Here is a 12,496-nt window from a genome sequence, read left to right on the forward strand (position 1 = left end):
TTATCAATCTCTAACATAGAGGCTCTCTAGGAGCCTCTGAGACTGTTTCTTGCTATCTTTGCGCATAATGCGTATTTGTGCTTATCGAGATTAATGCAACAGCTACAAATCAGACTAGGGAAGGTTGCAGGGTCTTGTGCCGTTAATTAACCGCTAATCAACCGTCAACAACACAGTTAACTCGCTGGGGATTTCCATATCGGAACTGCAATATCCCAAAGAGCCTTCGTTATTTAAAAGGTATTCGAGTAGTTCGCTTTCTGAATTGACTTGTTTAGGTTCTTTTTTGCGTCCTGTAAAGCGCATCTGAGCCCAATATGATTGGATTCGAGACTCTGTCAGACCAATCACTTTGTTGTTAAACAACAGTCGACTCTTATTCTCAGGGGCTAACGCGATGGCATGTAACTGGTAAGGAACAGCCCCTCCCATAAACAAATTTCTAATTTGTTGTCGATTGAGTTCAATGGATTTATCCTGTGTGTTGGCGACAATAATAATATGTTCAGCAGAGGCCATTTGCGTACTATTGAGCAACATTATGGATAACAGAATAAAGCTAATTTTCATTAGAATACCCACTCTACCCCCAGTTGATATAAGACTCCGTGACCATCAAAACCACCTAAATCTTTAACTGCATAATCGTTACTAATTTTCTCTTTAGCTTCTACAAAAGTCATTTCAGCTTTAAACGCTAAGTTTGCTAAGTAGTCCCAGCGCACTCCTAATTTAGTGCCTGCTGCTTTGTCGTCAGGAAAAGCGGCTAAAACACCAAGGTAAGTAGCTGCAAGGGTATCCAGTTGTGTAGAGACGCCAAATGGAATCTCATTTTCTGGGTGGTCAAAATGAAGGTTTTTCTTGCTATAAGATAGGTAGACCGTGTAAGGGTAGAAGTTGTAACCTGCAGAGATGTAAAAACTTTCTATATCTGCGACTAAACCACTTTTTCCATTGAACTTAGAGAATTCACTGCGCACAAAATAATCCACGTTCTCGTAATTGGCGCTAAAATGATAAAGCTGAATGACGCCACTGGCGTTTAACCAGTCAGCATTATTTTCAAATCCTAGTTGGCGCAATAGTTGGCTGAATTCAGCGGCTTCTGTTTGCTCAATGTTTGTATCACCTTGATTAAAAGATGCACGAACCGTCAAATTATCATAATAGATACTGGCATTAAGCCCAAAAAGACCTATGACTTTGGTGTTTATTTCTTGGCTATTTAAATAAATCTTGTCGTCAAATCGGCCCCAATAACCTTCATAGCTAATTAGCCAGTCACCAAATGCAAACTCATAATTCGCTAACACTCCATCAAAGGTGGAAAAGAAAGCTGTGTCATAAAATTGTTGCGGTAAGGTCAGCCAAGGATATGCAAAGCCTACATCAAGACTGTCACTGTAATTAACTGTAATTAAAAAAAGGAATTCGCTGCCTGCCAAGTTTAACCTGCCATGCATTACTTGGCGCATAAGTGACATACAACCATTCTAAACCTGAATTACGCTGTTCGTCTGTGAAGCCGACAACTTGTCCGGTAAAGGAAAGTTCATCACTAAATAAATAATCTCCTTGAATACCCAGCAAAGATTGTTTATCAACACTCAAACTATTGTCGTAACCTACATATTCAGCGTTTTCGTCATCAAAGTACCCTAAAACCACTCGCGCAAAACCAGAAAATTGCAGTTTTTCATTATCTTTTGATATGGCTGAAGGACTAATGCCAAGGAAAATTAAGGAACAAAACAGGGAAATTTGTAACGTTGATAGTTTCAAAATAACGATTTTCTATTTGGGATGTTTATTAACCCTAAAAATACTATGCTTAATGCAAGAGTCAACCACTTGTGTGTTTAAATAGTCATTAAAATTAGAAAAAGGTCTTTTTTAATAAACTTCTATGTGTAATTAACACTATTTTAACCGGTTTTACACAAGCTCAGTCAATTAAGAAACACAATGGTTAGCATGCAGAAAATGACTAAAATAACTTTCATCTAAAGGTTTACTTAACCAATATCCCTGTATTTCGTCACACCCCATTTGGGTTAGCAATTCAACCTGTTCGTTTTGCTCTACACCTTCAGCAATTAGTGTTACCCCTAATTCATTGCCTAATTCTATTACACTTTTTACAATTGATTTGTCTGCTTTATTAAGATGCATGTTACGAACAAAGGATTGATCTATTTTGAGTTTGCTTACTGGGAAAGCTTGTAAATAACTTAAACTTGAATAACCCGTCCCAAAATCATCAATGGCGAGTTTAATTCCCATTTCATTGAGTAAATTCAATGTGCTGATGGCCTCTGTGTCAATATTAAAAAGAACGCCTTCGGTTATTTCTAGTTCAAGGTTTTTGGCTGGCAATCCACTGGCTAATAATGCGTGTTGAACCATTTTTACGAAATTAGGTGCTGAAAATTGTTTCGGTGAAATATTCACTGCAATAACGATATCCTCATATCCTTCTGTCAGCATATGTTTGGCCTTATGACACACGCTGGCTAAGATCCAATCACCTAAGGGTAAAATTAATCCTGAATGTTCTGCTAACGGAATAAATTCTGAAGGGGAAATCCATTGTTCTTCAAATTGCCAACGAATAAGGACTTCAGCGCCAATTACTTTTTTGTCTTTAAGTGAGTATTGAGGCTGAAAAAACAATTGAAAGTGATTACTTGTTAGGGCTGTGCGCATAGCGTCTTGGAGGGTATTTTGACGATTTACAGATTGTCCTAGCTCATTATTAAACATCATATAATCGCTAAATTCTTGACTGGCGGAATTTTCTAACGCAATACGTGTATTGCGAATAATATCCTCAGCACTGCTTCCATCTGATGGGAAGTGCGTAAAACCATAATCAAGCTGCAGTGAATGTTGACCAGAAAACTGCGTTTTGTCGACCTGAGTATTGATTGTTGTCACTAAATTTTCAACTGTATGATGACGATTATTATCAGCTAAAATTATGCCAAATCTTTTCTCACTCAATTGAAATAAACGTATGTTTAGACCCGTCTTTAAACAAGTTTGTTTTAATAAGCTCGCAAGCTGCTTCAATACTCGACGGTTGGTTTCAATATCATCATCGGCTAATAGTTTTGAATAAGAGCGAATTTCCAATTGGCCTACAATAAAGTTTAATTTTTCATTCACCATTTGTTCAATAATTTCCTTGAACGCGTAATGGTTATCGAACCCTGTATCCGGATTTACCTGGATGTGTGAGCGATGTTTTTGTTGGTTCAATTTGTATTTCGAAATATCAACTAAACTTAAGGTCCATAGTTTATTTTCGGCATGCCATATAAGTTCACAGGCAAAATTATGCTGCTGTATTTCTACTTCAAAGTGTTGATGATGTGGTTTTTCTGCTAGGGCACTTTGTTGCTGAAAGTGTAAGTTTTCTGGCAACAAAGCTTGACCATCATCGCCTGATAATCCATTTTCTTGTAAGAATTGGAGGGCAGATGAGTTGATAAAATCAATCTTGCCATTTTTATTTAGTAAGATAATTAAATTTGCTGAGTGTAATGAATATAACGCGAGGCTTTTCGCTAACCTCAGATTACGTAACCAAGGGAAAGCCAAGGCAGCTGAAACAGCAACCGCAATTAGGCACAAACCACCGAATAGTAATAAATTGCTTATCACTTCTACCTTCCTTGATAACCAATTGATATCAGCTTATTGCTAAACAATTGTAATCTAGCCATTTAAAAATCCTTTTAATTCAGGAGAGAATGAATTTTATTCCTTGGCAAATCGAATAAACCAGTATCAAAGGTAAACTATCAAACACCAAAAATCGAGGTTTGCAATAGATTTAACATTGCTGGTTTAGTCAAATTAACGTGCTAAACCTTAGATTGAAAACTGTGAATAACAGTTAATTCAGTAGAATTGCGCAGATAAACGTTTACGACAACTAACTCACCTTAATACAGCTTACTGCTTTTTATACTGTCAATTTCACTGTTTTCGTACAGCAAACGAGCGAATTTACTGGTTTTGGTAAAATCAGGTTGCACTCGCAATTAAACGCTGGTAAAAAGTCAAGCCTGTTTCGGAAATTGATGTATTTATAAGTGTATTTAAAAGTTTACATTGGTTTTGCGGTTAAAATTTAGCGTTTTTAGATGTAGGTAATCAAAGATAGTTATGCATAAAGATTTAGTAAACAATGTACACGTGAGTGCTGAAGATGTGTTGGTCACACCTGAGCAATTAGCAAAAGAGTTGCCTGTAAGTGAAAAGGCTCTCAAAGCAATTGAAGATTCCCGTGCAATTATTAGTGATATTATTCACCGCAGAGATCATCGTTTACTGGTGATTTCAGGTCCTTGTTCTATTCATGATATTGAGTCAGCCAAAGAATATGCGCTTAAGCTTAAAGAGCTTCACGAGTCGTGCAAAGACACCTTATTTATTGTTATGCGCGTGTATTTTGAAAAGCCGAGAACCACAGTCGGTTGGAAAGGTATGATCAATGATCCAGCATTAGATGGCACATTTAATATTGAAGCTGGATTACGTAAAGCTCGAGAACTTCTAATTTGGTTGGCGGAACTTGAGATCCCACTGGCAACAGAAGCGTTAGATCCTATTAGTCCCCAATATTTAGCAGAACTTTTCAGTTGGTCGGCGATTGGAGCGAGAACATCTGAATCTCAAACACACAGGGAAATGGCCAGTGGCCTATCTATGCCAGTTGGTTTTAAAAACGGTACTGATGGTAGTCTAAATATTGCGATTAACGCCTTACAATCAGCTGCTTCTGGTCATAGCTTCATGGGAATTAACAAACAAGGTCAGGTGAGTGTGATTAAAACCCAGGGTAATCCAGATGGTCACATCATCTTGCGTGGTGGAAAACAACCTAATTATGATTCTGTATGTGTGTCTGAATGCGAAATTGAACTACAAAAATCTAATTTACATGCGGGGTTAGTGGTTGATTGCAGTCATGCTAATTCAAGTAAAGATTATCGTCGTCAACCACTGGTTGCAAAAAACGTGGTAAATCAGATTTTAGAAGGTAATCAGTCAATTATTGGCATCATGCTGGAAAGTCATTTAAAAGCAGGTAATCAAAAAAGTGACGGAAAGCTACCGAGTGAGCTAGACTATGGCATTTCCATTACCGATGGCTGTATTGGTTGGGAAGATACTGAAACTTTGATTAATCAATCAAGAGAAAAGCTCATTACAGTACTGCCAATGAGATTAAATAAATTTAAAGATTCCGCTTAAGGTAAAACTAGCATGCCAGATACCCCGATTTCACTTGATGAACTGCGCGTTAAAATTGACAAATTGGATAGTCAATTGGTCGATATATTGTCTCAACGAGCCAAGTTAACCACGCAAGTTGGCGAATTTAAAAGTCGTACTGGTATGCCTATTTATGTTCCTAGCCGAGAGGCTGAACTGATTGCTAAACGCAGAGATGAAGCGCAGGACAAAGGTGTTCCCCCAAATTTAATTGAAGACTTATTGCGCAGAATAATGCGTGAGTCTTACCAGACACAAAATAATCAATATCTGTGCAAAGGCCCAGAGGTTAAAAAGATTGTGGTGGTTGGGGGAGCAGGGGCGCTAGGTAGAATTTTTGTAGATATGTTTACTCGCAGTGGCTATTCAGTGACTGTTTTAGAGCAGCATGATTGGCCTAATGCAGAGAGTATTTTAGCGGGTAGCAATTTGGTTTTGGTGGCGGTACCGATTAAATTAACTGAGTCCATTATTCGCAAGTTAGGACCTTTATTGCCGAAAAAAGCGATTTTAGCTGATGTGACGAGTACAAAACTCAACCCTCTAAACACTATGATGGAAAGCCATCAAGGGCCTGTGGTTGGATTACATCCCATGTTTGGGCCAGATGTTCAAAGTCTAGTGAAACAAGTGGTAGTGGTTTGTGATGGCAGGCAGCCTGAAGTTTACCAATGGCTTATTGAGCAGATTAAAACTTGGGGGGCGATCGTCCATGAAAGTACCGCCAAAGAGCACGATGATGCCATGGCATTTATTCAGGTAATGCGCCATTTTAGTAGCTTCGTGTATGGTGCCCACCTGGCAGGAGAGGATCCTGATCTTAATCAGTTAGTTGCATTTAGTTCGCCAATTTATCGATTGGAACTTGGCATGGTTGGCCGATTATTTGCGCAAGATCCAGAATTATACGCAGATATCATTTTTACAAATGCGGAAAGTATCGGCTTGCTTAAACGTTTTCGAGACCGATTTGATGATGCCTTAGCGCTTTTAGAGAAGGGCGATAAAGGTGAATTTGTAAAACAGTTCTTCACCATTGGCCATTGGTTTGGGCCATATGCTAAACAGTGTTTGGTCAGTAGCAAAAAGTTATTGTTAAAAGCTGACGATGACAGAGTTATGGATGTAAATTCTTAATACAAATCAAGGAAATACGCCTCGAAATACATCAAAGCCCCTAATTAGGGGCTTTTTGTATGGATATGATTAAATGTTTATGCGGTTAGGGCATTGACCGCAGCCACCTTAGTGGCGTTAATTTCTTCGTTAGGATAACACCCTAGTACTTTGAAATAACGAGTGGTAGCAGCTAATTCCTCTAAGGCTTTTTGCATAGGACCGTCTTGTACATTGCCTTCAACATCAATATAAAACATCTCTTCCCATGGATTGCCATTGATGGGGCGTGATTCCAGCTTTGTCATATTGATTTGATTATTTTTAATGATCAGAAGCGCATCAACCAAGGCTCCCGGCTTTTGTACCGTTGACATTACTAAAGTAGTTTTGGCAGGGATTTGCAGAGGCACTTTTACTGCATTTCTGGCCACCACAATGAATCGGCTATGGTTTTCTTGTTGATTGGCAAGATTAGATTTGATTTCCGTTAGGCCGTATAGAGCGCCGCCGGTTTCACTGCCAATTGCTGCGACAGACTCACTATTCATTTGGTTAACCATTAACATCGCAGCAGACGTGCTTTCACAGGGTTTAACTTCGATATTGCCTAAATCTGCTAAGAAATAACTACATTGTGCAAATACTTGAGGATGTGCATAAAGAGTTTTTATTTTACTAATGTCCGTGTCCGTTGCGGCTAGCATTGAATGTTTTATGGGGTGTGTTAACTCGCCAACAATGGATAAACTTGTATGTTGCAGCAAATCGTATACTTCGTTGATACTCCCAGAGGACGTATTTTCTATGGGTAAAACGGCGTAATCTGCTTGATTAGATTCAACCTTTTCAATAATTTCAGCAAAGCTCGAACAGCCAATCTCTAATAATTCGCCTGCTCTTCTGGAAAAATATTTTTGAGTAGCTAAGTAGCTGTAGGAACCTTTATCCCCTAAAAATGCCACACGGCTTAAAGGTAAACGACTGCCGGGGTTAGCTCGTTCGGCTAGAAGGGCTTGTTGATTCAGCACCGAGTCTTCAATAATGACATGAAAAATTTGCGTAACGTAGTGCGGATCAAGACCATACTCTTGTCCTTTTTTAATCAAACGAATTAACAGTTCTTCTTCTCTTACATGATCTCGAACGGGAATTTGGTTGCGAATTTTGGTTTCAGCAACACTGTTTGTATACTGCTGGCGTTTTGCCAACATTTCCAGCAATTGGGAGTCAAGGGCGGTAATGAGTTCTCGTAATTTAGTTAGCTCTGAGGTCGACATACAATTCACTTTATTTTTACTATAAATATAAAGCCTCCAACTAAGGAGGCTTTATAGAAGACTACTGGACTACCAGAATGACTTAATCTCAATTGAGCCAAATTCATGTAGCCAATTTTTTGAGCGCTTTGTTTTTAAATACGAGACTTAATTGAGCGCTACTCAAATGGGTAAGAAAACAATAACTAATCAGTTATTACACTGGATTAGATAGTGATGCGTTGAATTTATTGATTCACCCTAATTTTGTCAATCGCAAGTTGATATTAGATATTGCTAATTGCAATGTGGTACATCTTCGCTAATCACTAATTGCCTAATAGGGTAGCCAGAATTTTACGTACTTCCTGAGCTTCAAAAGGCTTGTCGCACAGAGCGTTAACTCCAGTTTGCTGAATATTTGCCATGTGAGCACTGTTAGTGGCTTCTGAGGTCACCATAATAATGGGGATGTGGGATGTTTCAGGGTTAAACCGAATGTACTCAGATAGCTCTCGTCCGTCCATTTCAGGCATATTATAATCGGTGACAACCAAGTCAAAAACATTATCTTTTAACAGGGTTAATGCCGATGCGCCATTTTCAGCTTCTTTAATATCGGTTAACCCAGACCCTTCCAACACTCTACGAATATGGTTTCTGGCTAAACGACTATCATCCACCAACAGCACTCTCACATTATTAAGATCATAGTATTCGAGTTCGAGTTCTTCGGTATTTATTAAGTCTAAGGTTGCGTTTAGTGCTCTGGTCAAATGAATTGGTTTAAAGGGTTTAGGCAAAATAGCCGCCACCCCAGCTTGCTTAAATTCTTCCAATTTGGCTACGTGGTTTTCACTGCTGACTAACATAAACGGAATTGAAGCCGTTTCAGTGTTGCTTTTAATGTATTTTATTAAGTCTAAGCCAGTCCCATCTTCAAAATACATGGTGCTCACAACAACGTCACTGCGGTGGGATTGCAGCGCACTTTTAGCTTCAACTAGAGTTGAAACGGAATCTACAGAGCCAACATTTTCTTTAATCAGCAGTGACGAAATAATTTTTCGTTGGGTATCTGATGGCTCAATTAAAAGAATATTGACATCGCTTAACGATAGGTGGTCCATAAAAATCCTGAATTGGAGTAGAAAACTTAACCGCCGGCAAGCTTGACAGTTAACCCTTTTTTCTCAAGTAATAATTTAATTTTATCACGGTTATCGCCTTGAATTTCAATAACGCCATTTTTAACCGCACCACCTGTTCCACAGGTTTTCTTGAGTTCGGAACATAAACTTTTTAGTTCATCCATTGGCAGATCTATTCCATCAATGGTCGTCATTCCTTTGCCTTTTCGGCCTTTGGTCTCGCGACGTATTCTAACTATTCCATCGGAGTTTTTAGGTTTGTGAGGCGTTTCTTCTTGTGGCTTTAGTCTACCCAAGCCCGTGCTGTATACCAGGTTGTTTTGTGACATATTTACACTAGTTTAATCTAAAGATAGCGTCAGTTTAGACAAAAAATGAGCCCATTAAAACCAAATCTGTGGGTTCTTCGTATTAATCCGACGAAAACGAAATAACGCTTTATACTAAACGCACTATACTTTGAGCGGCCATACTAAAAATATTTGCCAATTAACTTCCTTATGAGAAAGTATAGTTAATTCAACGCTAGAAAGTTTATGGAGTGAGAATGAGCTTGGATACCTGCTTGGTTAACGGCAATAAAGATTTGATCATTTTTATGGAGGAAAGGTTTGATTTTGACAAAGTGCAAGAGTTTAGAGACGCTTATTTATCAGCGCCCGATGAGGTAAATACAATTACTGTTGACCTATCTAACACCGAGTACATGGACAGTTCTGCACTGGGTATGTTATTGAATATGCAAAAGACTATGGTCGATAAAATCAGCACCTTCAAAATTATCAACTGCCGCCCTCAAGTAGCCAAAATTTTAAAAATTTCTCGCTTTGATAAAAAGTTCGAAATGAATTAGGTAGTTATTACTTTGCGAATATTAATCGTTGATGATGAGTCTTTGAATCGATTTATGCTTCTTCACATGCTTGAAGAAGCAGGGTACCCAGATTGTTTTGAAGCTGAGACTGGCAGAGAAGCCTTACAATTGGCGAAAAAAATTCGTCCTGATTTAGTCCTCCTTGATGTTGTTATGCCTGATATGGACGGTTATGAAGTCGCACCGCTGTTAAAAAAGATGGCAGGCGATATCTATTTGCCGGTGATTTTTATCACGGCAATGGACGATCAGGCGGCACTGACTCGTTGTCTTGAAGTAGGTGGGGATGATTTTGCCACTAAGCCATTCGACAGGAATATTTTAACTGCAAAAATAAGAGCCCACGCCCGCACTCGTTTGTTAAGTATTCGCACCAACAAACAAAATAGGGAACTAAACTATTTTCGCAAAGGAGTTGAGCGAGAACACGCCATTGTTGAGCATATTTTTGCCAATGCATTAACTCTTAATCCAGGCACTAAAACGTTTTTTGATTATCGATTAGCTCCTGCTAGTACCTTTAACGGAGATGTCTTTTTAAGTGAGCCGAGTCCATCAGGTGGTCTGTATTTTTTGATGGGAGATTTTACCGGCCATGGCCTTGCATCAGCAGTGGGCGCTCTGCCCGTGGCTAGAGCGTTTCAAGCGATGTCTAGGAAAGGCTTATCGGTTTCAGAAATCTCCCAAACCCTCAATGAAATCCTGTTATCTTTGCTCCCGGAAGATATGTTTTTTGCGGCAGTTGTGGTGGAAATTTCAGCGTCTGGTCAACAATTTTCAGTTTGGAATGGCGGTATGCCCGATCTGGCGGTGGTCACACCTGAAGGACGCATATCTAAGCGCTTTATTTCGTTACATATGGCCTTGGGTATATTAGACGTCGATGATTTTGAGGAAAACATAGAATACTTTAACGCACGACTGGGAGATCGGTTAATTGGGTACTCAGACGGCGTTATCGAACTTACCAATGCTGAAGAACAAATGTTGGGCGACGAAGCGATACTGAATTGGCTGACATCTGATCCAGCCATAACAGTAGAGGAAATTAGTCACCGTACTGAAAAATTTAGAGGCAAGGCAGAGCAATTAGACGACATCACTTTAATTAGTTATACCTGCCAAGATTTAAGCGAACTTAAGTCGCAAATAGAAATCACCCAATTGCCTTTTACCATCACCGTTGAATTGAAAGTAGAGCAGTTAATCAAGTTTACGCCTATTTACGACATAGTTGTGATGGTCTGTAGTCAGTTAGGTATGCAAAGAGTGCGCTCTGATTTATCTACGGTAATAAGCGAGTTATTTATGAATTCGTTAGATCATGGAATTTTAAAATTAGATTCCAATATCAAAAAGTCTACGGAAGGCTTCTTTGAATATTTTAAAATTCGCAACCAAAGATTACAGAAATTAAAGCAAGGGGAGATTACAATATCCATCGGCTATGAGCCCCAAGCAACCCTGTTGTCGATTAAACTATCCGACTCCGGAGATGGGTTTGATTATCAAAGGGTGCAATCGAATCAAGAATCAGATACTTATGGGAGAGGGATTTCCCTTATTAAAACCTTGTGTCAAAGCGTTCAATACTTTGATGAAGGACGCTCAGTATTAGCAAAAATAAAGGTGTGAAGTGTGATAACAATCAGGCAAGCCGAAGAAAATGATATCCAAGCAATTGTCGATTTCAATCAAGCAATGGCTTGGGAAACGGAACAGAAAAAACTGCAAAATGAAGTATTAACTGCCGGAGTTAGTGCACTTATTGGGGATAGGACTAAAGGTTTTTACCTGGTTGCGGAGCAAGAAGATGGCGTTATTGTTGGCAGTTTAATGGTAACAACTGAGTGGAGTGATTGGCGGAACAGCCAATTTTGGTGGATTCAAAGTGTGTATGTGCGACCAGAAAACAGACGCACGGGCATTTACTCAGGGTTATATGAAAAAGTAAAGGAGTTGGCAGATCAAACTCAAGGAGTGTGCGGTTTTCGATTATATGTTGAACACGACAATGTAATCGCACAACAAACATACCAAAAACTTGGAATGCAGCCCAGTCATTATTATATGTATGAAACCGATAACTAAAATAGAATAAATAGGCAGGTTTAGTACACAACTCAAATGTGCCAGGGTCAGCAAACTTAAATCTTGGTCTATTCAGCCCATCAAGCTTGTTTTGAATTGCTTGAAAGTATTATTTTTTGTTGGCTCGCTTTAACAACTAGGAGTATTTATGTTTAAAGCACTAAGTGACTGGTTCCAACAGAACTTACAGCAGCATGATCCCGTGTCAGAGCAACAAACCATAGAGCTTGCTACGGCTGTTTTATTGTTTGAAATTATGCGTGCAGATGGTAAGTTTGAAGCGTCTGAACAAGATACTTACCAACAGATACTAAAAACCCATTTTGATTTAACCGAGTCTGAACTAGCTAGTTTGATGAAGCTATCTTCTGATCAAGCAAAACAAGCAGTGGATTATCATCAGTTTACGCGCACCATCAATCAGCATTGTGATGTGCAAGAAAAACGTCAAATTTTGGAATCTCTGTGGCGCGTCGCCTACGCTGATAAGCATCTTGATGTGCATGAAATTAATTTAATACGCCGAATATCAGATCTACTGCATATTCCCCACAGCGAATTCATTCAATCTAAACTTAAAGTGACCGAAAATACAGGCTAACGCCCCTTAAAACCCTAATTGTCATTAATTGAATACATGCTAACTTATTGAATGTAAACAATAAAATAAAACCTGAGTGGTAGGTGTTGCAAATAAGTAACGCTGCCTGCTCATTCTC

11 protein-coding genes and 1 pseudogene are annotated in these 12,496 nt (G+C 39.0%); 6 read left to right on the forward strand and 6 right to left on the reverse strand.

What is annotated here, in order from left to right; genetic code table 11:
* Positions 1-153: 153 nt before the first annotated feature.
* The 3 genes and pseudogenes from ACYVIL_RS11510 to ACYVIL_RS11520 all read right to left on the reverse strand — a co-directional run bounded on the left by ACYVIL_RS11510 (position 154) and on the right by ACYVIL_RS11520 (position 3,666).
* On the reverse strand, positions 154-570 hold the full coding sequence (locus tag ACYVIL_RS11510) for a hypothetical protein (protein ID WP_460312525.1): 417 nt from the start codon (positions 568-570) through the stop codon (positions 154-156).
* Positions 570-1,755: pseudogene (locus ACYVIL_RS11515) on the reverse strand (hypothetical protein). Before ACYVIL_RS11515 ends, ACYVIL_RS11510 begins: the two are co-directional and overlap by 1 nt.
* A 198-nt stretch (positions 1,756-1,953) precedes the next feature.
* The gene (locus ACYVIL_RS11520) at positions 1,954-3,666 is read right to left on the reverse strand and encodes a putative bifunctional diguanylate cyclase/phosphodiesterase (RefSeq protein WP_460312526.1); all 1,713 of its coding nucleotides are present in this window, start codon (positions 3,664-3,666) and stop codon (positions 1,954-1,956) included.
* A gap of 507 nt (positions 3,667-4,173) precedes the next feature.
* On the opposite strand from ACYVIL_RS11520, the gene ACYVIL_RS11525 reads away from it, so the two are divergent.
* Both ACYVIL_RS11525 and tyrA read left to right on the forward strand, forming a co-directional pair.
* Positions 4,174-5,265, forward strand: a complete 1,092-nt coding sequence (locus ACYVIL_RS11525; protein WP_460312527.1) for a 3-deoxy-7-phosphoheptulonate synthase — start codon at positions 4,174-4,176, stop codon at positions 5,263-5,265.
* Positions 5,266-5,277: 12 nt separating this feature from the next.
* Complete coding sequence (gene tyrA / locus ACYVIL_RS11530) at positions 5,278-6,423, forward strand: bifunctional chorismate mutase/prephenate dehydrogenase (protein ID WP_460312528.1); 1,146 nt, start codon at positions 5,278-5,280, stop codon at positions 6,421-6,423.
* 77 nt (positions 6,424-6,500) lie between these two features.
* Here tyrA and pheA read toward each other — a convergent pair whose 3' ends face one another.
* The 3 genes from pheA to yciH form a co-directional block, all read right to left on the reverse strand.
* On the reverse strand, positions 6,501-7,682 hold the full coding sequence (pheA, locus tag ACYVIL_RS11535; protein WP_460312529.1) for a prephenate dehydratase: 1,182 nt from the start codon (positions 7,680-7,682) through the stop codon (positions 6,501-6,503).
* Between the two features lie 308 nt (positions 7,683-7,990).
* A complete protein-coding gene (locus ACYVIL_RS11540; protein WP_460312530.1) occupies positions 7,991-8,791 on the reverse strand; it encodes a response regulator in 801 nt (266 codons plus the stop codon).
* 26 nt (positions 8,792-8,817) lie between these two features.
* Positions 8,818-9,141, reverse strand: coding sequence for a stress response translation initiation inhibitor YciH (gene yciH, locus ACYVIL_RS11545; protein WP_303470078.1), 324 nt, complete (start codon positions 9,139-9,141; stop codon positions 8,818-8,820).
* A gap of 218 nt (positions 9,142-9,359) precedes the next feature.
* Between yciH and ACYVIL_RS11550 the strand changes: the two genes are divergently transcribed.
* From ACYVIL_RS11550 to ACYVIL_RS11565, 4 genes are all read left to right on the forward strand, one after another.
* The gene (locus ACYVIL_RS11550) at positions 9,360-9,665 is read left to right on the forward strand and encodes an STAS domain-containing protein (protein ID WP_303470076.1); all 306 of its coding nucleotides are present in this window, start codon (positions 9,360-9,362) and stop codon (positions 9,663-9,665) included.
* A gap of 12 nt (positions 9,666-9,677) precedes the next feature.
* A complete protein-coding gene (locus ACYVIL_RS11555) occupies positions 9,678-11,321 on the forward strand; it encodes an ATP-binding SpoIIE family protein phosphatase (RefSeq protein WP_460312531.1) in 1,644 nt (547 codons plus the stop codon).
* 3 nt (positions 11,322-11,324) lie between these two features.
* The gene (locus ACYVIL_RS11560; RefSeq protein ID WP_303470072.1) at positions 11,325-11,777 is read left to right on the forward strand and encodes a GNAT family N-acetyltransferase; all 453 of its coding nucleotides are present in this window, start codon (positions 11,325-11,327) and stop codon (positions 11,775-11,777) included.
* A 148-nt stretch (positions 11,778-11,925) separates the two neighbouring features.
* Positions 11,926-12,378: a tellurite resistance TerB family protein gene (locus ACYVIL_RS11565; RefSeq protein ID WP_303470070.1), complete on the forward strand. Its 453-nt coding sequence runs from the start codon at positions 11,926-11,928 to the stop codon at positions 12,376-12,378.
* Positions 12,379-12,496 lie beyond the last annotated feature (118 nt).

The sequence above is a fragment of the Aliiglaciecola aliphaticivorans genome, from assembly GCF_054782055.1.